The organism is Nocardia sp. CS682 (assembly GCF_004634405.1).
GTDB lineage: Bacteria > Actinomycetota > Actinomycetes > Mycobacteriales > Mycobacteriaceae > Nocardia > Nocardia ninae.
On record NZ_CP029710.1, the window covers coordinates 4,807,464 to 4,831,569 of the forward strand.

The following is a 24,106-nucleotide window of genomic DNA, read 5'->3' on the forward strand; positions in this document are numbered from 1 at the left end:
AATTGATGGCTGACAACGAGGGCACGTCCACCACGACGACCGAATCCCTGCCCGCCGACGCGGACGCCGACCAGGCATCCGCGCAGGTGGCCGCTGCCTCCACCGAGGCGTCCGGCGCGCAGACCGACATGACGGTCGCCGAGCTGCGGGACTGGCTGCGCAACTGGGTTGCCGAGGCGACCGGGCAACCGATCGAGCAGATCACCGTTGATCGTCCGATGGAGGAGTTCGGGCTCGCCTCGCGCGACGCGATCGCCCTCGGTGGTGACATCGAGGAACTGACCGGTGTGGTGCTGACGGCAACGGTCGTTTACCAGCATCCGACGATCGCCTCGCTGGCCGAGGTGGTCATCAACGGTGAGCCGGAAAGCGTGGAAGATGCTTCCGGCGACTCTTTCTATACGGCGGGCTACCAGCCGAACGACGCGCACGACATCGCCATCGTCGGCCTGTCGACCCGGCTGCCCGGTGCGGGCGATACGCCGGAGTCGACCTGGGAGTTCCTGATCAATCGCGGCGACGCGATTCGCGAACTGCCCGAGGGCCGTTGGGGCGAGTTCGCCACGGATCCGAATGCGGCCGCGGCAATCGCCGCCGCCAACACCCTCGGCGGATACCTGGACCAAGACGTGGTCAAGGGCTTCGACGCGGAATTCTTCGCGATGTCGCCGATCGAGGTCGAGAGTGTCGATCCGCAGCAGCGCCTGATGATGGAACTGACCTGGGAGGCGTTGGAGCACGCCAGGATTCCCGCGAGCGACCTCAAGGGCTCGCCGGTCGGCGTCTTCATCGGTACTTCCACGAGCGACTTCATGCTTGTCGCGGCGCTCGGGGTGGGCGACCAGGACCCCAACCGGCCCGCTTCGGCCGCCGCGTACGGGATCACCGGGGCGTCGTCCGGCATCATCTCCAACCGCGTTTCCTACTTCTACGACTTCCGCGGCCCCTCGGTCGCCGTCGACACCGCGTGCTCCTCCACGCTGGTGGCGGTGCATCAGGCGGTGCGTGCGCTCCGCGAAGGCGACGCTGACCTGGCCCTGGCCGGTGGTGTGAACATGCTGCTCGCACCGATGGTCACCTTGGGCTACGACTCGGTCGGCGCGGTCGCGAAGGACGGCCGGATCAAGGCGTTCTCCTCCGATGCTGATGGCATGGTTCGTTCCGAGGGCGCCGGGCTTATCGTTCTCAAGCGGCTCGCCGACGCGGAACGCGACGGCGATCGAATCCTGGCTGTTATCAAGGGTTCCGCGATCAACTCCGACGGACGATCCAACGGTCTCGTCGCGCCGAACCCTGATGCCCAGGCCGAAGTGCTGCGCCGGGCGTATCGGGACGCGGGCATCGTGCCGTCCACTGTCGACTACATCGAGGCGCATGGCACGGGAACGCTGCTCGGCGACCCGATCGAAGCCGACGCGCTCGGCCGGGTGGTCGGTCGTGGTCGTGCCGACGACAAGCCCGCGCTGCTCGGATCGGCAAAGTCCAATTTCGGTCACCTGGAGTCCGCCGCCGGTGCGGCGAGCTTCGCCAAGATCGTGATGGCATTGCAGCACAATGTTATTCCGCCGAACATCAACTTCGCGGGTCCGAACCCGTACATCCCGTTCGACCAGGCGCATTTGAAGGTTGTCGACCAGCCGACCGAATTCCCCCGCTACAGCGGCAAGGCGACCATCGGCATCTCCGGTTTCGGCTTCGGTGGCACCAACGCGCATGTCGTTGTGCAGGAATACGTTCCGGCCTCGGCCGAGGTCGTGCCCGAGCCTGCCGCGCCCGCTGCGGAGGGCGAGGTGGCCGCCTCGGCACTCGATGCCGACCTCGATGACAAGACGGTCGAAGTGATCACGGAAGCGGATGCGGTGGCCGACGAGCCCGCCGAAGCGCCCGCACCGGTCGCCGAAGCCGAGCCGGTCGCGGAATCCATTGCGCCCGTGGCGGAATGGACCGCCGAGCGCGCCGAACCGCTGCCGGTGATCCTGCCGGTCTCCGGCTACCTGCCCTCGCGCCGCCGCCGAGCCGCCGCCGAGCTGGCCGATTGGCTGGAATCCGAAGCGGGACGCGATGTTTCGCTGGAGGACGTCGCGCGGTCGCTGGCCAAGCGCAGCCACTGGCGTTCGCGCGGTGTCGTGCTCGCAAAGACGCACGAGGAAGCCGTCGCTGGTCTGCGTGCCATCGCGGCGGGTAAGCCGGGCAACGGTGTGTTCACCGCCGACGCGCCCGCCACCATGGGTGCGGTCTGGGTGCTCTCCGGTTTCGGTGCGCAGCACCGGAAGATGGGCAAGGCGCTTTACCTGGAGAACTCGATTTTCGCCAAGGCCGTCGACGAGGTCGACGAGTTGGTGCAGGACGAGGCCGGGTACTCGATCCGGGACATGTTCCTGGACGACAGCCAGGACTACAACGTCGGCACCTCGCAGGTCGGCATCTTCACCATCCAGATCGGCCTGGCCGCGCTGCTGCGCGCGCACGGTGCGCAACCCGACGCGGTGGCCGGCCATTCGATGGGCGAGGTCGCCGAGGCCTACATCGCCGGTGGCCTGCCGCTCGAGGACGCGGTCCGGGTGATCTGCGCCCGCTCGCGCTTGATGCACGAGGGCGAGCAGATGATCACCGACGACGACGTGCGCAACATGGCGCTCGTCGAGTACAGCGCCGAGGACATCGAGAAGCTGCTCACCGAGTACCCAGACGTCGAGGTCGGCGTATACGCCGCGCCCACCAACACGGTGATCGGCGGCCCGCGCGAGCAGGTCGAGGCGATCGTGGCGCGGGTCGAGGCGGAGGGCAAATTCGCGCGGATCCTGCAGACCCGCGGCGCGGGTCACACCTCGCAGATGGACCCGCTGCTCGGTGAACTGGCCGCGGAGCTCGCCGGTATCGAGCCGACCAAGCTGAAGACCGGCCTGTACTCGACGGTGCACAAAGGCGAGTTCTACCGACCGGGCAACGACCCGATTCACACCGAGGACTACTGGGTCAAGAACATGCGCGGCAGCGTGTACTTCACCAACGCGGTGAAGCTCGCGGTCGACGCCGGGCACACCACCTTCCTCGAGCTCGCACCGAATTCCGTTGCGCTGATGCAGGTGCTGGGCACCACCTTCGCGGCGGGCTTGCACGACGCACAGCTCATCCCGACGCTCAAGCGCAAGGAAGACGAGGCGGCGGGCGTGATCGGCGCCCTCGCCCAGCTGTACGTGCACGGGCACAAGGTGGACTTGCCGTCGCTGTTGCCGGTAGGCGAGTACGCCGATATTCCGCGAACCGCGTTCGTGCGCAAGGAGTTCTGGCCGAAAGTCTCGCTGGCCAGCGGTAGCGGCAACGCCCGGGTGCCGGGTGCACACGTGGCCATGCCGGACGGCAGGCACGCGTGGGAAGTCCAGGCGTCCGCGGTCACCGATCTCGCCGCGCTGGTGAATGCCGCTGCGGCACAGGTACTCAGCGACGTGTCGCTGGGCGCCTCGGTCGCGCACGCCACCGTTCCGGCCACCGGCACGCTGACGACCACGCTGACCCCGCACCCCGGCGGCGCCTCGGTGCAGGTGCATGCCAAGGAGGGCAACGCCTTCCGGTTACTGTTCGACGCGGTGGTCACCTCTAGTGCGCCGCTGCCCGAATCCGTTGTGGCCGAGGCTGTTCCGGCGACCGTCACTGCCCCGGCGGGCGACGCCGATCTCGAGGTCGTCGAAACCTTCGGCGAGCGCTGGGATCCCAACGGCACCCAGTCGCTGGAGGACCGCCTCGCACTGATCGTCGCCGAGTCGATGGGTTACGCGGTCGAGGACCTCCCGATGGAGATCCCGCTGATGGAGCTCGGCCTCGACTCGCTGATGGCCATGCGCATCAAGAACCGCGTCGAGTACGAATTCGATATCCCGCAGCTGCAGATCCAGGCGGTGCGCGACGCCAACCTGACCGAGGTCGGCAAGGTGCTGCGCTACGCCATCGACCATCGCGAGGAAATGCTCGCGGTGGCCGAGCGGCAGGCCGCCGGTGAAGAGATCGTGGTCGACAGCAACTTCATCGCCGCCGCCCGCGCGGCCGTCGAAGCCGGCACGGACCCGGCCGCTGCGGTCACCGAAGCGGCTGCCGCCGAAGGTGTTTCGCTGGATGTCGAGACCACCTCGGTGCAGGCGGAGGCCGAGCAGATCGTCGCGCAGGCGGAGAAGGCCGCGGGCATCACCGGTGCCGCCGCCGGTACCGCGGCACCCACCCCGGTGTCGCCGGAGCAGGCCGCAGCGGCGGATGCGAAGGAAGCGGCGAACGAGCGGGCGCTCGACGCTCAGGACACCACCGCGGTGGGTGCCGCCGAATCGGTTGCCGCACAGGCGGTGCAGGCTCCGGTCACCTTCGGTGCGCAGCCGTCGGCCAGCGATGACGACGACGTGCCGCCGCGAGACGCCGCGGAACGGCTGACCTACGCGACCTGGGCGATCGTCACCGGCAAGTCGGCGGGCGGCATCTTCAACACCCTGCCCATCCTCGAGGAGGAGGTCGCCGAGAAGCTGGCGGAGCGCCTCACCGAGCGGGTCAAGGCCGAGGTCACCGTCGATGACGTGCTCGACTGCGAGACCATCGAGCAGCTCGCCGATATCGTGCGCAATCTGCAGGACAGCGGCGCCGACGTGGACGGTTTCATCCGCCCGCTGCGGGCTCGCGAAGAGGGCTCGAATGCCGTGCCGGTCTTCGTGTTCCACCCGTCGGGCGGTAACACGCTGGTCTACGAACCGCTGCTGAAGCGGCTGCCGGCCGGCACGCCCATGTACGGCTTCGAGCGCGTCGAAGGCGACATCCTGGAGCGGTCGCAGCAGTACGTCGCCGAGCTGCGCAAAATCCAGGGCAACGGCCCGTACGTGCTCTACGGCTGGTCCCTCGGCGCGGTGTTCGCGCTGCAGGTGGCGCAGCTGCTGCGCGACGAAGGCGCCGACGTGCGGGTTGTCGGTCTGATCGACCTGGCGTTGCCGGTCGAGGACGAGGACAACAGCCCCGAGGAGCGGGTGCGCCGGATCGAGCGCTACCAGGTCTTCGCGAAGAAGACCTACGGCGTCGAGGGCGAGCTGGATCGTGAGCAGCTGGAGACGCTGGCTGCGGCCTCCGATGAAGAGCAGTTCAAGATGATCAGCGATCTGGTCAAGATGAGCGGCACCAAGATTCCCGGTGGCGTGCTCGAACATCAGCGCACCTCGTGGATCGAGAGCAGGCACCTGGCCAAGACCACGCCGACTCGCTACGACGGCGATGTCGTGCTTTACCTCGCGGATCGCTATCAGGACGGCATGATCGAGCTGGAACCGCGTTTCGCCGATCGACGCCCCAATGGTGGTTGGGACGAATACCTTCCGAACCTGGAGGTCATTCACATCCCGGGTGACCACCTGCAGATCGTCGACGAACCACGGATCGGAAAGATCGGAGCCGACCTCACCGCCAAGCTTGCGGTGATCGCCCCGTAGCGGGTGCGCCTTACGAAAGGGACGAAGTGAGCACTACTGCCGAGAAGCTCGCCGACCTGCGTAAAAGAATGGATCTAGCGCAGGAACCGGCGGGTGAAGCGGGGGTGGCGAAGCGGGCGAAGAAGGGGATTCCCAGCGCCCGTGAACGGATCAACATGCTGCTCGATCCGGGCACCTTCGTGGAAATCGGTGCGCTGGTGCGCAAGCCGGGTGACCCCACCGCGCTCTACGGCGACGGTGTGGTCACCGGGCACGGCCTCGTCGAGGGCCGGCCGGTGGCGGTGTTCTCGCACGACCAGACCGTCTACGGCGGTTCGGTCGGCGAGATGTTCGGCCGCAAGGTCGCCGGGATCATGGAGTACGCGGCCAAGGTCGGCTGCCCGGTGGTCGGCATCAACGACTCCGGCGGCGCGCGTGTGCAGGAGGCGGTGACCTCGCTCGCCTGGTACGCCGAGCTGGGTCGCAGGCAGGAACCGCTGTCCGGTCTGGTGCCGCAGATCTCGATGATCCTCGGCAAGTGCGCGGGCGGCGCGGTGTACGCCCCGATCAATACCGACGTGGTGGTGGCGACCGAAGAGGCGTACATGTTCGTCACCGGCCCCAAGGTGATCCGCGAGGTCACCGGCGAGGATGTCAGCCTCGAGGAGCTCGGCGGCGCGCAGAGCCAGGCCGAGTACGGCAACATCCATCACGTCGCACCGGACGAGAAGTCGGCGTTCGAGTGGGTGCGCGACTACCTGAGCTTCCTGCCGACCAGCTGTCAGGAACTGGCGCCGATCGTGAACCCCGGCCTGGAGCCGGAGCTCACCGACAGCGACCGGGAACTGAATTCCCTTGTGCCGGACTCCGATAACGCCGCCTACGACATGCACGACATCCTGCTGCGGATCTTCGACGACGGCGGCTTCCACGAGATCGGCGCCACCGCGGGCCGCAATATGATCACCGGCTTCGCCCGTGTCGACGGCCGTCCGGTCGGTGTGGTGGCGAACCAGCCGATGGTCTACGCGGGCGCGCTGGACGCACGGGCGTCGGACAAGGCGGCGCATTTCGTGCGGCTGTGCGATGCGTTCGAGATCCCGCTGGTCTTCATCGTCGACACCCCCGGCTTCCTGCCAGGGGTGGAGCAGGAGAAGATCGGCGTGATCAAGCGCGGCGGCCGGTTCCTGTTCTCCTTCGTGGAGGCGACCGTGCCGAAAGTCACTGTGGTGATTCGCAAGTCGTACGGCGGCGGCTACGCGGTGATGGGCTCCAAGCAGCTCGGCGCCGACGTGAACCTGGCCTGGCCGACCGCGCGCATCGCGGTGATGGGCGCGGAGAGCGCGGTGAGCCTGATCGGCGGTAAGCAGATCGAGGCGGCGCCGGAGGAACAGCGGGCGGCCGTGCGCCAGCAGATGATCGACTTCTACAACGCCACCATGGCGACGCCGTGGGTGGCTGCCGAGCGCGGCTACATCGACGCGGTGATCGAGCCCGCGAACACCCGGTTGGAACTGCGCAAAGCCTTGCAGCTGCTGCGCGACAAGTCGCTCGCGCGCAATCCGCGCAAGCACCACCTGCTGCCGCTCTGACGCCGGAATCGGGCCGCATCCGTTGCGGCGCGGCCCGATTCACCGAGGTCGGTTACCTCAGCCGAGGCTGGCGGATTCGATGACGACGTCGTCGACCGGCACATCCTGGTGCCCGCCCGCGCTACCGGTGGCGACGCCGGCGATCTTGTCGACCACCTCGGTGCCCTCGATCACCTTGCCGAACACCGTGTAGCCCCAGCCCGACGGCGTCGGCGCGGAGTGGTTGAGGAACGCGTTGTCGGAGACGTTGACGAAGAACTGCGCGGTCGCCGAGTGCGGGTCGTTGGTGCGCGCCATCGCCACGGTGTACTTGTCGTTCTTCAGGCCGTTGTTGGCCTCGTTCTGGATCGGCGCCTGCACGCCCTTCTGCCGCAGGCCGCGCTCGAAGCCGCCGCCCTGAATCATGAAGCCGGGAATGACACGGTGGAAGATGGTGCCGTTGTAGTGGCCCGCGTTCACGTAATCCACGAAGTTCTGCACCGTGTTCGGCGCCTTCTGGTCGTCAAGTTCCAGGACGATCGGTCCGTAATTCGTCGAGAGATTCACCTTGGTCATACCCACACCTTGCCAGCCCGCCATCGCACGCCTTTTGCCGGTCTTGGGATGTGCCGTGACTTTCCTCGACGGCCCGCACCGCGGGGAAGTGCGGCAGTACCGTGCGCGCCAGGTGAGCCGGAGGCATCCCGGCATGATCAGCTGTGACATTTGTCCAGGTCGGAAGGTCCAAAGTTCATTTCGCATTTCAATTGATCAAGAAAACAGACAACTGATCTCGCGGGAACATGGGTAACTCGTCGGGCACGCCCACAACGTGATTCGGCACTTATCCGCCGGACGCCCACGAAACTTACCGCGCACCTAAGTCTGGGCTAAAGACCCGGAGAGGCGGACTGGCCGGGCCTGAAGACGCGGCGGGGCTGGGGAGCTAGCATTGCCAATCGTGCCCGACGCCGCTACTGCTGTCCTGACGAAACCGCCCGCCGTGCCAGCGGCCTCCACGGCCGATTTCCGCACCGCGCGAATAATCGCGCTGGTCGCCGGATTGCTCGGCGCGCTGTTCGCCTTGGCCACCCCGTTCCTGCCGGTCACCCAGACCACCGCGGAACTGAACTGGCCGCAGGGCGCGACGCTCGGCAATGTGCAGGCCCCCTTGATGTCTCAGGTCCCGATCGACCTACGCGCCACCATTCCGTGTAGCGCGGTCGCGCAGCTGCCGGAGCGGGGCGGCATGCTGCTGGCCACCGCGCCGCCGCAGGGCCACAAGGCCGCGCTGGAGGCCATGTTCATTCGAGTGTCGGACACCTCGGTGGACGTGGTCGACCGCAACGCCGTCGTGGTGTCGGCGCCGCGCGCGGACATGGAGCGGTGCTCGGCGCTAGAGCTCACCTCCGATCACAAGCGCACGCACGCGGTGTTCACCGGCCTCACCACCACGGTCACCAAGCCGGTCGAGGGCGCGGCGCCCGGGACCGAGCAGCAGGTCGAGGTGCCGGTCGAGGGTGCGCTGAACGGTGACCTGCGGCCGCAGGTGGTCGGCGTCTTCTCCGATCTGAAGGGCGCGGCGCCCGCCGGACTCGACTTCCACATGACCGTGGACACCCGGTTCACCACCAGCCCGACCGTGATCAAACTGATCGCGATGATCGCGGCGGTGCTGTGCACCCTGGTCGCGCTCGCGGCGCTGGCTCGGCTCGACGGCAGCGACGGGCGCGGGCACCGCCGGTTCCTGCCGTCCAACTGGCTGAAGCCGACCTGGGCGGACGGCGCGGTGGTCGGCACGCTGCTGGTGTGGCATTTCGTGGGCGCCAACACCTCCGACGACGGCTACATCCTGAGCATGGTGCGGGTCGCGCCGCACGCGGGCTATATGGCCAACTACTTCCGCTGGTACGGCGTGCCGGAGGCGCCGTTCGGCTGGTACTACTACGTGATCCAGGCCTTCTCGGAGATCTCCACCGCCAGCCCGTGGGTGCGCTTGCCCGCGCTGGGCTGCGCCATCCTCTGCTGGATGGTGATCAGCCGGGAGGTGGTGCCCCGGCTCGGGCGCGGGGTGCGCAACAGCAAGGTCGCGCTGTGGACCGGCGGTCTGGTGTTTCTCGCGTTCTGGATGCCGTTCGACAACGGTCTGCGCTCGGAGCCGATCGTCGCGCTCGGCGCGCTGCTGACCTGGGTGTCGATCGAGCGGGCCATCGCGACCGGACGGCTGTTGCCCGCCGGTGTCGCGGTTTTGGTCGCGGCGTTCACGCTCGCGGCCGCGCCGACCGGATTGATGTGTGTGGCGGCGTTGCTCGCCGGCGTTCGCCCGCTGGTGCGGATCGTGGTGCGCAGGCGCAGGCAGTTCGGCTCGGCCGGAGCCAAGTGGTGGTCGACGCTGCCGCTGCTCGCCCCGATCGCCGCGGCCGGGTTGCTGGTGCTGATCGTGGTGTACGGCGACCAGACCTTCTCGGGTATCCAAGAGGCCAACCGGGTGCGTCAGGTGAAGGGGCCGAACCTGGCCTGGTACGAGGACTACCTGCGCTACTACTACCTGTTCGTGGAGACCGTCGACGGTTCGCTGGCCCGCCGGTTCGCGTTCCTGGTGATGCTGCTGTGCCTGTTCACCACCATGCTGGTGTTGTTGCGGCGCAGGCAGGTTCCCGGCATCGCGAGCGGCCCGACCTGGCGGTTGATGGGCGTCGTCTTCGGCACCGTCTTCTTCATGATGTTCAACCCGACCAAGTGGACGCACCACTTCGGCGCGTACGCGGGTATCGCCGGTTCGCTGGCCGCGGTGACCGCGGTCGCCGTCTCGGCGTCGGCGTTGCGCGCGCGCAAGAATCGCGCGATCTTCCTGGCGGGTCTGTTGTTCGTGCTCGCCCTCGCGTTCTCCGGCATCAACGGCTACTGGTATGTGTCCAGCTTCGGGGTGCCGTGGTTCGACAAGCGGATCTCGCTGCACGGGTACCAGTCGAACACCCTGATGCTCGGTTTGTTCGGTCTCGCGCTGGCGCTGGTCGCCTGGCACTCGCTGCGCGAGGGGTATGCCAAACCGGAGGCGTCACCGAAGTCGGCGCGCGGCAGACGGATTCGCAAGTTCGCCGCGATCCCGTTGACCGTCGTCGCCGCGCTGATGGTGTTGCTCGAGGCGATGTCGCTGGTGAAGGGCGCGGTCGCGCAGTACCCGGCGTACTCGCTGGCCCGCTCGAACTTCGATGCGCTGCGCGGCAACAGCTGCGGTCTCGCCAATGACGTACTGGTGGAAGCGGATCCGAACGGCGGCGCGCTGGCGCCGATCATCGATCCGGCGAACCCGCTCACCGATCCGAACGATCCGCTGGCCGGCGTCGACGCGGTCGGCTTCGCTCCCAACGGGGTGCCCAACGACCTGTCCGCCGACAGCGTGGAGGTGAAGCCGGGTACCGGCAACACCTCCAAGCAGTCCGTCGGCGCCGCGTTCGCCGAGGGGCAGAGCGCGGGCACCGGCGGTGGTCAGGGCGCGCGCGGCGTCAACGGCAGCACCGTGGCGCTGCCGTTCGGGCTGGACCCGGCCACCACGCCGGTCCTGGGCAGCTACCAGGAGAATGTGCAGCAGCCCGCGCATCTCACGTCGAGCTGGTACGGGCTCGCCCCGCGCTCGGCGGACAGCCCGCTCGTGGTGATCTCCGCAGCCGGCCGCGTCCTGTCGGTCGACGACACCGGTGACACCGAGTACGGCCAGTCGCTCACCCTCGACTACGGCAAGCGGCTGCCGGACGGCAGCGTCGCGAAGCTCGGCACCTACCTGCCGCGTGATATCGGGCCGGCCCCGTCCTGGCGTAACCTGCGCGTCCCGCTCGCCGAGATCGCGCCCGAGGCCGACGCGGTGCGGATCGTCGCCAACGACCCGATCCTGATCGGTGACCAGTGGCTGGCGTTCACCCCGCCGCGGATGCCGAAGTTGCAGTCGCTCAACACCTTCCTCGGGCCCGATCAGCCCGTGCTCGAGGACTGGGCCGTCGGTCTCCAGTTCCCCTGCCAGCGCCCGCTCTACCACAAGAACGGCGTCGCCGAGGTCCCCGGCTACCGCATCCTCCCTGATCGCCCGCTGGCCACCACCTCCACCAACACCTGGCAGGCCCAGGAGTTCGGCGGCCTCCTCGGCTTCTCCCAAATGCTCGCGAACTCCGTCACCGTCCCCACCTACCTCAAGGACGACTGGGCCCGCGACTGGGGCTCCCTGGAGCGCTACGACCAGTACGACCGCACCGCCACCCCCGCCCGCCTGGAAACCGGCACCGCCACCCGCTCCGGCCTCTGGTCCCCAGGCAACCTCCGGGTGTTCTAACCACCCCCGACACCACCACAGGCCCGTCGCACCGGCACTCCAGCCGGCCCCGACGGGCCTGTGGTCGTTGTGTTCCGGCAGCCGGACGGCGTTGGTGACTAACGTCGTTGATGCCGAGCCAACTGCTCTTCGCCTGGGATGAGAGTGAAGGCGGCGCAGTGTTTCGGAACGACCTGCCGGAAGTGGCGGTGGTCGAGGGTGGCCACGGTGGATACCCCGAGACGTTCGGCGACAGCGACGACCGATGCGTCAGCTGCTCCGAGTGGGAAGCTGCCGTACTGAATCACCAGTTCGGCCATGCGCCCGAAGTCCGACGAGGTCAGTGGTTCGACCTGAAGTTCTTCTGCCGCCAAGGCTCGCAGGAACTGCGCCTCAGCTTGTGGTCCATGCTTGGCGAGCATGTAGCAGACCTCGGTCACGATGGTCGCTGGAACGATCAGTGGGCCAGGTTCATCGATGAGCGCGGTCGTACAGGACTGGTGCTCGCTGTCCTTGCTGTTCGCGATCGCCAGCAGGGGCCCGGTATCGCAAACGATCACGCGCCGCCGCCGAGTTCGCGCCGGAGAACTTCCTGTGCGGTGGTGGCAAAGTCCGGTGCGGCTTCGACTGTTCCGCTGAAGGACAGGCGGCGTGCGGGGGTGGTCGGATGCTGTTCAGTAGGGCGCCCATGGCTGGCGACCAAGCGCAGCACAACGGGTCGAAGGTCCCGTTGCTCGTCCTCGGTCAACAGCCGGACAAGCGCGGGCAAGTCCATGTCATCGAATGCCGCGGTCATGATGAAAGACTATCGCTCGTCAACTTGGTGTGCCTGCTCATTGTCGTAGCCGCCCCGGCCTACGGCACGGCCGACAGTGAGTTGGTGGAGCCGGTTCGAGGGTGCGGATGACCGGTTCGAGACTTTGTCGCAATTCGGTCAGTGCGCAGTCCACCGGCGAGTCAGGGCCGGGACGTTGAAGCGAGGCGTGACTCCGATTGTGTTGCGCGGCATCGACATACCGTGGATTGCGCGGTATGGATCGCTTCGCGCCGGTTCAGTGGCCGGGGGTTGCTCAGACCTTGGTCATACGCAGACCGAGTTCGCGTCGGAGGACCTCCTGGGCGGGGAGGCGGTCTAGTACGCGCAGGACTGCGGGACGCAGTTCGCGCTGTTCTTCTGCGGTGAGGAGACCAACGAGATCGCGCAGATCCATGTGGTCGAAGGTCGACGTCATACTGCACAGATTACGGATTTATGTGGGTTTCGTCCTGCGATCGTGCGGCGAAATAGGCTTCCAACCGGTCTGTTTACGACATCTTTGCAGCGACGCAACACCGAACCGGCTGGTTCGGTGTCGCGCGCGGCTACCGACCTAGCGAACCCGGATCGGATCATCCTTGGCCAGACCGGTGCGGGTTTCGACGGTGACGCCGATCCGAGCCGGTTCGGCCTGCGGGTCGTAGGGGGTGAACTTCTCCAGCGAACCCCAGTCGCGCGACCAGTCGTGCTCGAGGTAGCTGGGGATGGTCTCCGACTTCAGCAGCAGCCCGGTCCAGCCGAGCGGCCCGCCGCCGATATCGTCCTGCCAGGCGTTGGACGCGTCGGAGCCGACCCGGTCGGGCAGGATCCGCCAGTTCGGCACCTCGGCGACGCCATCGCGGTGATTGAACGGACGCTGGCACGGGAAGGCGAGTCCGACGTGCCAGTCGAGCAGCACCGGATCAGCTGAGCCGACAACGGAGTTCAGCGGAGCCAGCTTGGGCAGCCGGGGCGGGGTGACGGCGAGCCACTGCTTCGGCGTGATGTCGTTGTCCACCGCGACCAACCGCACCGCGTTCGCCTCGACCGGCAGCTGGTCCAACGGCACCCGCAGGTTGCGCCACGACGGCGCGGGCCCGATGTCGATCGGATCGACCGTACCGAGCTTGCGCACCGAGCCGTCCGCCTCGTGCACGCCGTACTCGAGATGCAGTTCCTGCCCGTAGGTGACTACGCCGTCGGCGTCGACATGCCTGATCCGGCCCGCCGCGGTGATCGCGAGCACCTGGTAGGCGGGGTCGTGGCGCATGCTGTCGGCCAGGTCGAGGCGGTACCACTGGGAGATCAGCGAGGCCTGCTGCTGCTCGTCCTCCTGGTAGCTGCCCATGATCGGCGTGGTCGCCGGGTCGAGGCCGAACGGCAAGGCGACCGTGCTGCCGTTGATGCCGGTTTGCGTGGTGGTGCCGCCACCGGTGCCCGCGCCGGTGGTCTTGGTTGTCTTGTTCTTGGCGTCGGAGTTGACCGAGTTCGCGCCGCCCGCCACGGTTTCGTCCGCATCGGCGGTCAGGTCGCTCGCGACACCGTTGGGCGTGAATCCCTTTGTCTCAGCAGCCAATCCGTCGGCGGGTGAACCCGAGTAGGGGAGCAGCAGCGAGTTGGCGGTGTCCGTCTCCACCAGCACCTCGTTGGCCAGCGCGCACGGATCACCCTTCAACGACTGGAGATTCGACTTGGCGACCGAGTATGCGGGGTACTGCGCGACGGCCGCTTTCGCCAGTGACATCACCTCGAACAACACCAGGACGGCCGCGGCGACGGTCAGCGGCGCGGTGGCGAATCGATCGAATCGCTTAGGCGCCGTACGCGCCTTGCGGTACGGCTCTCGATAGTGCAGCCAGACGGCGACCAGCAGCGCGACCCCGCTGAGCCCGAGGAACAGCGTGGAGAAGCCCTTGCCCGCGAACAGTGGCGCCTTGTCCCACCACGGCACCCCGTAGCTGGACACGTACCACCAGCCGTTGGACCCGGTGAAGGTGATCGCGAGCAGGAAGAGCACCGCCGCCGCGAACAGCGCCCGGTTGCGCGGCGAGCGAATTCCCTCGCTGCCCACCGCGACTGCCGCGAGCGCGGCCAGCGATCCGGCCAAGCCGGCGTACACACCGAAGTGGTGCGTCCACTTGGTCGGCGTGAACATCATCAGGACCAGCGACGCGAACACAATGCCGAGGATCCGCACCGACGGCCCGCGCGAGGTGCCGGGGATGCGGCCCTTGCGCAGCACCTGCAGCACGCAGACCAGCAGGCACAGCAGCATGACCAGCACACCGAACCGCCGCGCCAGCGACCCGTCCGGGGAGAGCATCAGCAGCGAATCCCACCGTGTGCGTTCGTCGAACCAGGCCACGTTCGGGCCGACGATGGTGCGCACCCGGGTGGCTTCCAGCACGGTGGACAGGGTCTGATCGGCGAAAACCACCACCAGCACGAGGGTTCCGGCGGACAGGCCCGGTGCGAGCAGCGCCAGGTAGCGGAAAAGCGTTGTCGCCCATGAAGGACGGCGCGCTGGCTCGTGTGCCCCGGACTTCGTTGTCGAACCGGCGTTCTCGGCCGCCGCAGTAGCCGCAGCGGGGCCGCCTTCGGCACCGAGCCCCATTGCCCCCGTGGGACTTTCGGCCACCCCGCCGCCCGACGCAGGCACCACCCCGCGCGCCCGCTTGATGATGATCTGCAACACCGGCCGCGATCCCGCGATCAACGCCGCGATGCAGATGAGCCCGGTCGGCCCGGCGGCCAGCGAGAACCCCGCGATCAGCACCGCGACCGCGGCGGGCAGCAGCCGCCCGGTGGCAATGGCCCGTTCGATCGAGCACCAGGTGAGCAGCGCACCCGCCGCGATCAGCGGCTCGGGCCGCAGCCCGTTGTCATAGGGCAGCCAGAAGGCGAGGAACACCAGCCCGGCGGTCCACAGCGCGACCTTGTTCCGCCGCACCCGAGCACCCAGGCGCGGCAACACTTCCCGGCTGATCACCAGCCAGCAGACCACGCCCGCGAGCACGGCGGGCAGCCGCATCCACGGGCTGGCATCGGAGATCCGGGTCATCCAGGCGAGCACCTCGTACGACCAGCCGAATGGCGCCTCGGGCACCGCGAACCAGCGGTAGTAGTTCGCCATGTACCCGGCGTGCCCGGAGGCCCGTGCCATGTTGAGGATGTAGCCGTCGTCGGAGGTGTTGGCGCCGATGAAGTGCCACAGCCCGAGCGTGCCGAGCACCACGCCGTCGGTCGCGGTGAACCGCCACCAGTGCGCGGGCAGGAACCGGCGGGCCCGGCGTCGGTCGCTGGTGTCCAGCAGGTGCAGCGCGATCAGTGCGATGAGGGTGCACAGCACGGCCGCGATGATCGCGGCCAGCTTCAGCGCCGTCGGCGACGAGGAGAACCGGGAGTCGATGTCGGCGTGCAACCGGGCACCGTCCAACCGACCGGCCGCCAGATCGGTGAACACCCCGACCACCTGCGGGCGGATGTCGCGAGTCACGGTGTTACGGAAGGGTGTTCCGTCCTGCCGGGACGCGCCGGTGATCTCGGTGGTCGTCGCGGCGGCGGTCGAGTCGACGGTGAGTGCCGTGCAGCCCGCCGCGGTGATCTCGGCGACCGGTGCGGACAGCAGCGGAACGTCGCGCAGCACCACCGACAGCGTGTCGTCGGCGACCGAGACGACCAGCCCCTTGCTCGCGGCCTGGCCCGAGGCGACCGGCACGGTGGACACCACCGTGCCCGTGCCCACCGCCTGGATGACCGAGCACGGCAGCGTCGTGGTCAGCTGCAGCGGCTGATACGACACCAGCGGCGCCTCGACGCTGCCGACCCCGGCCTGTGGCCAGTCCAGCGTGGCCTGGTCCTGCCGCACCGGCAACAGCGGTGTCAGCAGCGCCAGCACGAATCCCAGGAACCCGGAGACGAGGGCGATCAGGCGGTAACGGGTGAACGCTCGAGTTGATCGGTCCGGTCGCACGGGGGTTGATGCTAGCTACCCGAGCGGCCGGACCCGGTGATCACCACTGTTACCGGCGCTCATCGCAGCGCGCGAACGTTCCAAACCCACACGTCGTCCACCCGGGTCGGCCCGAAGCCGAGCAGGCGCGTCACGGTGGCGGACAGCGTGTCGCCGTTCGCGGTCGCGGGCAGCACCAGCACGTCGGCCTGCCAGAAGTTCAGGTCGTTGAGCAGCTGCGCGCGTTCCTCGGCGCCGATCGGCGGCACCACCCCGGTGTCCTGCGCTTGGATGAGCAGCGCGGTGGTCGGGCGCATCTCCGGTCCGTAGATGCCTTTCTTCTGCGTCCCGGTCGGTCCGACGAAGTACCCGCCGGCCAGCGGGAAGTCGAAGCCGGCGTCGGCCTGCCAGCGCAACGCCCGCGCGTCGGCCGGGCGCGGCGGCGGCACCATGACCACCGACCCGTCGCGGACATACTCGCGCACCGCGCCGTCGGCGAAGAACTCCGGCGTCGGCGCGCGCTCGATCACCGGCAGCACCGTCGGCACCAGCGGCAGCAACGCGCACGCGAGCGTGCCGAACCAGGCCAGCGGTCGCCAGTCGACCGGCGACTCGCGCCAGGCCCGGACCGCCCGATCGGTCGCCAGCGCGAGGATCACCGCGATGGCGGGAATCGCGGCCATGGTGAGCCGGGACTCCAGCACCGTGTTGAGCAGCGGGACCTTTTCGGCCCAGCGCCACGGCAATTCGACGCCGGTGCTCCGCTTGCCCAGCATGGCGACCGCACCCAGCGACAGCACGCCGAACACCACGATCACCGCGCCTGCCGCACGCACCAGACGATCACGCCACAGCAGCGCGGCGGTGGCGGCGACCAGCAGCAATAGCGGCCAGCCGAAGTAGGCGTTCTGCTCGGTCTCGTTGATCGCCACGTTCTGACCCGGCGAGAACAGTCCGCCCAGCGATTCGGACGGGAACTGCACGATCGCCTTCAGGTCGTTGCCCATCGGCCCGTGATCGATCGAGCGGTAACTCTGTGGCCCGAAGAACTGCCACCACAGCGGTATCACGGTGAGCACCAGGGTGATCACCGCCGCGAGCAGTACCGTCGGGGTGATCCGGCGCAGCGCGCGCAGCCCCAGCCGCGGCGCGTGCAGGTAGTACACGACCGCGAACAGCCCGAACGACAGCGCGAAGATCAGCAACGGCTCCTCGCCGAGCGCGATCTGCATGGCGACGAGCAAACCGAGCACGACGGCATCCCGGATCCGGGCGCGCGCCCCCGCCGCACCGGGCCGCCGCGCCATCCGGATGAGGTGCCCCGCGATGACCGGAAGAAGTACCAGCACAACAAAATTGGGGTGGGCGTTGGCATGCGAGATCATCGCGGGCGCGAAGCCGCAGAACAGGCCGCCGATGCTCGCCGCGAACTTGGATTCGACGAGCTCCCTGGAGAACAGCCAGTACCAGCCGAGCGCGGTAGCGGCCAGGCCGAGGGTGAGCACGAGCACGAATGTCACCGTCGGCCCGAACAGCAGGGTGATCGGCGTGAACGGCACTCCGACCCCGAACATGGCCGTGTTGGCCATCATGTTCACCCCGGCGGGGAAGTTCTGCAGGTTCGTGCCGAGCGGGTTCTCCAGATTCGCCACCGAGTGCGCGGTGACCGCGAAGAACCACTCCCACATCGTCTGGTCCTGACCGCTCTTGATCAGGTAGCCGCTCTGCGTATTGCGCCACTGCCCGGACAGGACCAGGACGGCCAGCGCGAGGTAGCCGAGACCGGCGAACAGATCGAACCGGTTGACCCGGACGCGGGGGAGTCTTCGCCGGCGAACCGGAGCCGATGGGCCCTTGGTGAGCACTCCGGTCGCGATGGATTCCCTGTTCGCGACCCCGACCGCCGACCCGTCCAGATTGCCCAGATCGACCTGCTCTGCCCGTACCACCTGCAAACTTCTCCTACTAGCTAGCTCTAACTCAGCCGCCCACGGTAACCGAACACGCTGTGTTGTGCCTGGCAACGGGGGGTGACGGGCGCACGGAACATCGCGGACGAGCAGGTCGGGACGCGCTTCTGCGATGTTCTGTGCGGAGCGGCGCTACCGGCGGAGAGTGACCAGAGCGAACGGGCCGATGTCGGTGGTGGTGAAGCGCGGGTCGGCGAAGAGTTCCTTGGGAAAGCTGACGGTGTAGCGCTCCACGTTGGGATCGTTCGGGTAGACGTCCTTGGCGAGACGCAAGGTGTAGGCGTCATCACTGCGCCGGAACAAAAAGGCATCCGGAGCGCGCCACGGGCAGGCGGCCAAGGCGTCCAGCAGCGCACCGGAGGACTTCAGCTTGCTCCAGCCCTCGATGGTCGCGGCCCGGCCGGCGAAGTCGGCGAGCGGGTTGGCGTAGTGCGAGGTGAGCGCCTGGAAGCCGTAGTACGGGTAGAAGGACAGGAAGCTGGTGTCGGCGGTGAGGACCACCGTGTCGGAGCGTGGGCGGCCGGTCTGCGCGGTGAGCGCCGCGTCCACCGCCCGGTAGTGCGCGACCGCAGCGGGCGGGCGTTGATCGGCACGTTCGCCGTTGCCGTCGGTGTCGGTGTATGCGGTGGTGATCTCCGGCGCCAAGACGTGCGGGATGTTCTGGGTGAAGGCGAGCGCGCCGACGATGGCGACGGCGACCGCCGCGAGCCGGAACCGGCTCGGCTCGCCGATCGCCTGGTAGATGGCCCTGGCACCCTCGACGAAGCCGAACGCGCCCGCCGCCGCGAGCAGTACCAGCAGGACCGGCTCCAGCCGGAACGACAGCAGTGTGGTGCCGGCCGCGGTGGCGGTCATGGACAGCAGCGTCCACAGGTAGATCGCCACCACACCGATGCCGAGCGCCTGTGCCCGACGCGACGAGGCCGCGCGCACCACCAGCCAGATCAACCCGACCAGGCACAGCGCGCCGCGCAACGAGAACTCCGCCATCGGGAACGCCAACTCGGCACCGCCCTCCGGCAGGTAGTGGAACGCCGAACCGGACCTCGTCGGCACCCCGTCCAGCGCCTTCAACAGGATCGGCAGCCACACGATCAGTGCGACCACCGCGGCGATCGCGGCGATCACCACCAGCCGCACCAGCGGCGGGACGGCTGCCCGCCACACCGGACGAGCCGCGCCCTCGGCGGTTCGAACCCGCCGAGGATGACCGGCGAGTCGCCGTTCCCGCACGGCAAGCCAGGCCGCCACCAGACCCATCAGGCCGACGGCGAAAGCCGCGACGCCGAAGTACAGCGTGTAGAAGCTCGCCGCTACACCGAGGAAGAGCCCGGTGCCGACCACCGCGCCCCAGCCACCGGCGGTGCCGCGCGCGGTCGGTTCCTCCGGCCGGTGCAGCGCTCCCCACGCGAGGACGAGCGCGGGCGGCAACAGAATGACGATCACCGAGCTGTACGCCTCCGGCGCGGCGTACGCCACCGCGAGCGCGGTGACCGCCGCCGTGACCGCGATCGCCCAGTCCGCGCGAATCAGCTTGGACCACAGCACGAGCGAGATCACCGCCGCCACCGCGATCGATCCGATCGCATACGGCTTGAACGCCTCCCAGCCGTCCATGCCGAGCACGTTCGCGACGCGCCCGCCGATCCAGAACCAGCCCGCCGGATAGAACGGCGGCAGATCCGCATAGGTCATGTCGTGCAGCGCGGCCGAATCGGTGAGGCGGGTCAGGTATTCGGTGCGGAACTCCTGATCCACCGAGACACCGAGCAGATACAGCTTGGTCGCCGCCAACGGCATGCCGAGGGTGAACGTGACGAACGTCGAAATGCCCACCCACGACAGCAGTTTCGCGACCCACGGCTGGGTGAACCACCTACCTGGGCGCTGTCCGCGTCGAACCAGCGCGATCGCCGCGACCACGAAGACCGCGGCGACGACCTGTCCCACCGTGGTCAGTGCCCGAGTCACGTTGGAGGAGTTGAACGCGGGCCACTGCACCATCGAGAACGCCACGAGGCCCACCGCGGTCACCGCGATGGCGACCAGCGTTGCCAGCAGCGCCTCGCCGACGCCGGACCCGATGTGCCTGAGCAGCAATGCACCTCGCCCACGCACCGGAGCGGGTGCTTCGCCCCGCTCGGCGACCGTGGCGGTCATCGACCCACTCCAGCGGCCTCGACGTGCGCCGGGCACGCCGTGCCGGTGCGGCATTCTCGGATTACTCGCATGGCATCTCCGGGTTCACTCGGGCTGAGCATTCGCGTCGGCGCCGCACGGTCTCGGATCGAGAGCGTGCGGGGGATCGGCGATCATGCTGCCAGGTCCGGCTTCGGATGCGGCGACCTGTGCCGGTCGTGGCGAAACGAAAACCGCACCTCGCCGACCCGCGTACCGAATGCGGGATCGGATCGAGGTGCGGCCGGACGCAAAACTCAGATGGGCAGCTTGCGGAAGATCGGGCGCGGGATGTGGCGCAGGATCATCATCACGTAGCGGAAGGCGCCGGGTGCCCAGATCAGTTCCTTGCCCCGCTGGGAAGCCGAAACGGCAAGTGCCGCAACGTCTTCCTTGTCGACGGTGAGCGGAGCCTCCTTGACGCCCGCCGAGGCCCACGCGTCGATGGTGGTCTTGGTGCGCACCTGACCCGGCCGGATGACCAGCACGCGCGGGCCGAACGGCCGCAGCGCCTCGCCGAGGCCGAGGTAGAACCCGTCCAGGCCGGCCTTGGTCGAGCCGTAGACGAAGTTCGAGCGGCGCACCCGCTCACCGGCCGCCGAGGACATGGCGATGATCCGGCCGTAGCCCTGCGCCTTCATCTTCTCGCCGATCAGCACGCCGACCGAAACCGCGGCGGTGTAGTTGATTCCAGCGATCTGCACGGCCTTGCGCTGGTCCTGCCACAGCTCCTCGGCATTGCCGAGCAGCCCGAACGCGACGATGGCGACATCGACGTCGCCGCCGTCCCACGCCGCGTCGATCACCTTCGGGTGGCTGTCGGTGTCGAGGGCGTCGAAGTCGATGACGTCGACCTGGCTCGCGCCGGCCGCCTTCATCTGCGCGACCGCCTCGTCGCGCAGCGGATCGTTGGGCAGCGCGGCGAGCACGATGCGCGCGGGGCCCTTCTTCAGGTATTCCGCGCAGATCGCCAGGCCGATTTCGGAGGTCCCGCCGAGCAGCAGGATGGCCTGCGGGTTTCCTACGGCATTGATCACTGCAGCTCCAGCCTTCTCGCCATATCGGACATGAAAACGCCTGTGGGATCGACGCTTCGGCGGATCTTGATCCACTCGTCGATCCGCGGGTACATCTGGTGGAACGTCTCCGCGGTGGTCCGCGAGTCCTTCGCGGTGTACAGCCTGCCGCCGAACTCCAGCACCCGCCGGTCCAGCTCGCTGACCAGCTCGTTCAAGCCCGGCCGGATCGGGAAGTCGACACAGATGTTCCAACCCGGCATCGGGAAGCTCAATGGGGCCGGATTTCCCGCGCCGAACAGCTTGAACACATTCAAGGCCGAGTAGTGACCCGACGCCTGGATGTCGATGATGATCCGCTTGAACTCTTCGACCGCCTCGGTCGGAACCACGAACTGGTACTGCAGGAAACCGGCAGGTCCGTAGGCGCGGTTCCACTCGGCGATCATGTCGAGCGGGTGGTAGAACTGCGTCAGGTTCTGCACCTTGCCGGTGTAGTTGCCGCCGAGTGCGTAATACGCCTCGCCCACCGCGCCCAGGCTCAGCTTGTTCGCCGCCCAGCTCGGGAAGATGTTCGGCACCGTCATCAGCTGGGGCGCATCAAATTTCAGTGGATTCGCACGCTTGCGCTTGGGCAGCTCATCCACCTTGGCAAGGCGGCCGCGGGTGATGTTCGCCCGGCCGAGCTTCGGCAGCGGGTTCATCACGTCGAACCACGCGCTCGAATACGTGTAGTTCGCCTCGCTGCCGTCGCTGTGTGCCGCGATGGTCTCGTCGAGCGTGGTGGTCTTCACACCGTCGTTGAGGAAGTACGCCGTTTCGGTGGGCGTCATCTCGATGGTCGCGCGCAGGATGATGCCGGTGAGCCCGTTGCCGCCGACGGTCGCCCAGAACAGCTTGGCGTTGCGCTTCGGGGTGATGTGCTGCACCTGCCCGTCGGCGGTCAGCAGATCGATCGAGCGCACGTGGTTGCCGAAGCTGCCCTCGCTGTGATGGTTCTTACCGTGGATGTCGGAGGCGATGGCGCCGCCGATCGTTACCTGACGGGTGCCAGGCAGCACTGGGACCCAGAGCCCGAACGGCAGCGCCGCCTTCATGAGCTGGTCCAGGCTGACGCCACCGTCCACGTCGACGATCCGCGTGTCGCGGTCGATCCGGTGGATGTGGTTCAGCGCCGTCATATCGACGACCAGCCCGCCCGCGTTCTGCGCGTGGTCGCCGTAGGAGCGCCCGAGCCCGCGCGCGATGATGCCGCGGCGCAGGTGCGGTGGCTTGGTGTCGTTGTCCTCGGCGACCATGGCGACGGCCTTGGCGATCAGTTCGGGATCGCTGGTCGAGAGCACTTCGGAAGAGGTTGGTGCGGTGCGACCCCACCCGGTCAACGTGCGGGTGTGCGTCGGCAATGCGAACGCGTTCCCGGCGTCGGCCCCATCGTTTGTGACGGTGGTGCCGCTCTCGTTACCGGTTGTCGTGGTGGCGGTCGGAGCTTTCGTGGACATCGGGATAGAGGCTACAGGTATGACCGGACATCCGGTCGAGGTCTCTTACTCCGGAGTAGTGATCTACATATCGTTTTGGCGACCGCTACGCTCGTCGCGTGCATGCCGAACCCCACCTGCCGCTCCCGGCCGAGCTGCCGCTGGTCGACGAGCCGGGCGGTACCGACGTCGACCTGAAGACCCAGATCGTCCGGTTCACGCTGACCGGCGGTCTGTCGGCGGTCGTCGACTTCGGGCTGTACAGCCTGCTGTTCAACGTGCTCGGGCTGCCGCGCGAGGCCGCCAAGTCGCTCAGCTTCATCGCGGGCACCACCACGGCCTACCTGATCAACCGCCGGTGGACCTTCCAGGCGGCGCCGAGCCGAGCCCGCTTCATCGCGGTGGTGATCCTCTACGCGGTCACCTTCGCCGTCCAGGTGGGTATCAACGCGGTGCTCTACGAAGCCCTGCCCGACGCCGTCTGGCGTCAGCTGCTGGCCTTCGTCGTCGCCCAGGGCACCGCCACCGTGATCAACTTCGTCGTGCAGCGCCTGGTGATCTTCAAGATCCACTAGGCCTGTTGGTCAGCTCGATCAGCGGGTGACCAGCGCGGCCACCTCGACCCGGTCGCCGCTCTGCGCTTTGGCGCCGAAGTAGTCGCCGCCCTTGGCGCGGACATTGTCGGTGCCCCAGTCGCGGCGTTCGCGGTCTGCGGGGACCAGGTGTGGAATGTGCTTGCGGCAGTGGATGTAGGCCTCTTCGACGTCGACCACCACCCAGCGTTCGGCGGTGCGCCCCTTGAGATTTTCGGGCAGACCGGACACCGCGGTGCGCAAGGTCGCGTCCGGGACGATCCGCGCCGAGCCGTTGATGTGCAGACCGATCAGGTCACGCACGAAATCGATTAGCAGGATGCCTACGTGCGGGTTCTCCAGGATGTTGCCGAGGCTGGCCAGCACCCCGTTGCCGCGGTATTCGGGGTACGCAATCGTGCGTTCGTCGATGACGTGCAGAAAGCCGGGTTCGCCCGCCCGGAAGGTCGAGTCGCACTCGCCGTGTTTGTCCGAGGTGGCGATGAAGGCCATGTCCATCCGCCCGATGAACTCGATCATCGTGGGATTGAGCTGCTCGAGCACCTGGTCGTGGTAGAAACGCGCCGCTCTGTCCTGTGTGCCGTACCGCTGCTGTAGCTCGTGCTCGCCGTCACTGCCGCACTGCGTACTGGGCATCTTCGTCACCCTCTGGTAGCCGGAATCCGGATCCTGCGAGGGTTCGGCGTTGAGCCCCGCGACTAAACCGAAATCCTGTCCATGTTAAGTCCGTTCGGCCTGGCAAAACTACGAAATCCACGTTGAGAATGCACCGAATGCGTAGTTAGCACAAGGGATTCCGAAACTTAGCTACAAGCCG

General features: G+C 67.7%; 14 protein-coding genes. 4 read left to right on the forward strand and 10 right to left on the reverse strand.

Translation table 11 applies throughout. The features are described 5' to 3' along the window. The first annotated feature begins 5 nt into the window (after positions 1 to 5). Both pks13 and DMB37_RS21675 read left to right on the forward strand, forming a co-directional pair. Positions 6 to 5,453, forward strand: coding sequence for a polyketide synthase Pks13 (gene pks13, locus DMB37_RS21670; protein WP_135234273.1), 5,448 nt, complete (start codon positions 6 to 8; stop codon positions 5,451 to 5,453). 68 nt (positions 5,454 to 5,521) lie between these two features. Further along, positions 5,522 to 7,024 carry an acyl-CoA carboxylase subunit beta gene (locus DMB37_RS21675; protein ID WP_167769152.1) on the forward strand — a complete coding sequence of 501 codons (1,503 nt, stop codon included), beginning with the start codon at positions 5,522 to 5,524 and terminating at the stop codon, positions 7,022 to 7,024. A gap of 57 nt (positions 7,025 to 7,081) precedes the next feature. Here the strand turns inward: DMB37_RS21675 and DMB37_RS21680 are convergent, their stop codons facing one another. Beyond that, positions 7,082 to 7,579 carry a peptidylprolyl isomerase gene (locus DMB37_RS21680; RefSeq protein WP_135234275.1) on the reverse strand — a complete coding sequence of 166 codons (498 nt, stop codon included), beginning with the start codon at positions 7,577 to 7,579 and terminating at the stop codon, positions 7,082 to 7,084. Positions 7,580 to 7,964: 385 nt separating this feature from the next. Between DMB37_RS21680 and DMB37_RS21685 the strand changes: the two genes are divergently transcribed. After that, complete coding sequence (locus DMB37_RS21685) at positions 7,965 to 11,327, forward strand: arabinosyltransferase domain-containing protein (protein ID WP_135234276.1); 3,363 nt, start codon at positions 7,965 to 7,967, stop codon at positions 11,325 to 11,327. A 98-nt stretch (positions 11,328 to 11,425) separates the two neighbouring features. Here the strand turns inward: DMB37_RS21685 and DMB37_RS21690 are convergent, their stop codons facing one another. The 8 genes from DMB37_RS21690 to DMB37_RS21720 all read right to left on the reverse strand — a co-directional run bounded on the left by DMB37_RS21690 (position 11,426) and on the right by DMB37_RS21720 (position 22,717). Next, positions 11,426 to 11,866 carry a type II toxin-antitoxin system VapC family toxin gene (locus tag DMB37_RS21690; protein ID WP_135234277.1) on the reverse strand — a complete coding sequence of 147 codons (441 nt, stop codon included), beginning with the start codon at positions 11,864 to 11,866 and terminating at the stop codon, positions 11,426 to 11,428. Next, positions 11,863 to 12,102: a hypothetical protein gene (locus DMB37_RS21695; RefSeq protein ID WP_107653617.1), complete on the reverse strand. Its 240-nt coding sequence runs from the start codon at positions 12,100 to 12,102 to the stop codon at positions 11,863 to 11,865. Before DMB37_RS21695 ends, DMB37_RS21690 begins: the two co-directional genes overlap by 4 nt. Before the next feature lie 274 nt (positions 12,103 to 12,376). Then, a complete protein-coding gene (locus tag DMB37_RS40615) occupies positions 12,377 to 12,538 on the reverse strand; it encodes a hypothetical protein (RefSeq protein ID WP_167768902.1) in 162 nt (53 codons plus the stop codon). A gap of 138 nt (positions 12,539 to 12,676) precedes the next feature. Then, on the reverse strand, positions 12,677 to 16,075 hold the full coding sequence (locus DMB37_RS21700) for an arabinosyltransferase domain-containing protein (protein ID WP_135234278.1): 3,399 nt from the start codon (positions 16,073 to 16,075) through the stop codon (positions 12,677 to 12,679). 59 nt (positions 16,076 to 16,134) lie between these two features. Continuing rightward, the gene (locus DMB37_RS21705; protein WP_135234279.1) at positions 16,135 to 18,003 is read right to left on the reverse strand and encodes a glycosyl transferase; all 1,869 of its coding nucleotides are present in this window, start codon (positions 18,001 to 18,003) and stop codon (positions 16,135 to 16,137) included. Positions 18,004 to 18,156: 153 nt separating this feature from the next. Then, entirely contained in the window at positions 18,157 to 20,184 is a 2,028-nt protein-coding gene (locus DMB37_RS21710; protein ID WP_135234280.1) for an arabinofuranosyltransferase, read from the reverse strand. A gap of 275 nt (positions 20,185 to 20,459) precedes the next feature. Next, the gene (locus DMB37_RS21715) at positions 20,460 to 21,239 is read right to left on the reverse strand and encodes a decaprenylphospho-beta-D-erythro-pentofuranosid-2-ulose 2-reductase (protein ID WP_107653619.1); all 780 of its coding nucleotides are present in this window, start codon (positions 21,237 to 21,239) and stop codon (positions 20,460 to 20,462) included. Next, complete coding sequence (locus DMB37_RS21720; protein ID WP_370465171.1) at positions 21,236 to 22,717, reverse strand: FAD-binding protein; 1,482 nt, start codon at positions 22,715 to 22,717, stop codon at positions 21,236 to 21,238. Before DMB37_RS21720 ends, DMB37_RS21715 begins: the two co-directional genes overlap by 4 nt. 98 nt (positions 22,718 to 22,815) lie before the next feature. Between DMB37_RS21720 and DMB37_RS21725 the strand changes: the two genes are divergently transcribed. Continuing rightward, positions 22,816 to 23,271 (forward strand): GtrA family protein, encoded by a 456-nt coding sequence (locus DMB37_RS21725; protein ID WP_135234281.1) that lies wholly within the window; start codon positions 22,816 to 22,818, stop codon positions 23,269 to 23,271. Positions 23,272 to 23,289: 18 nt separating this feature from the next. Here the strand turns inward: DMB37_RS21725 and DMB37_RS21730 are convergent, their stop codons facing one another. Beyond that, the gene (locus tag DMB37_RS21730) at positions 23,290 to 23,925 is read right to left on the reverse strand and encodes a pyridoxamine 5'-phosphate oxidase family protein (protein WP_135234282.1); all 636 of its coding nucleotides are present in this window, start codon (positions 23,923 to 23,925) and stop codon (positions 23,290 to 23,292) included. Between the last annotated feature and the right edge of the window lie 181 nt (positions 23,926 to 24,106).

Bases quoted from the DNA above. Each gene is read 5' to 3' on its own strand.
- DMB37_RS21720 (WP_370465171.1), bottom strand. From the start codon at position 22,717: ATGTCCACGAAAGCTCCGACCGCCACCACGACAACCGGTAACGAGAGC.
- DMB37_RS21695 (WP_107653617.1), bottom strand. From the start codon at position 12,102: ATGACCGCGGCATTCGATGACATGGACTTGCCCGCGCTTGTCCGGCTG.
- DMB37_RS21710 (WP_135234280.1), bottom strand. From the start codon at position 20,184: ATGACCGCCACGGTCGCCGAGCGGGGCGAAGCACCCGCTCCGGTGCGT.
- pks13 (WP_135234273.1), top strand. From the start codon at position 6: ATGGCTGACAACGAGGGCACGTCCACCACGACGACCGAATCCCTGCCC.
- DMB37_RS21675 (WP_167769152.1), top strand. From the start codon at position 5,522: ATGGATCTAGCGCAGGAACCGGCGGGTGAAGCGGGGGTGGCGAAGCGG.
- DMB37_RS40615 (WP_167768902.1), bottom strand. From the start codon at position 12,538: ATGACGTCGACCTTCGACCACATGGATCTGCGCGATCTCGTTGGTCTC.
- DMB37_RS21730 (WP_135234282.1), bottom strand. From the start codon at position 23,925: ATGCCCAGTACGCAGTGCGGCAGTGACGGCGAGCACGAGCTACAGCAG.
- DMB37_RS21680 (WP_135234275.1), bottom strand. From the start codon at position 7,579: ATGACCAAGGTGAATCTCTCGACGAATTACGGACCGATCGTCCTGGAA.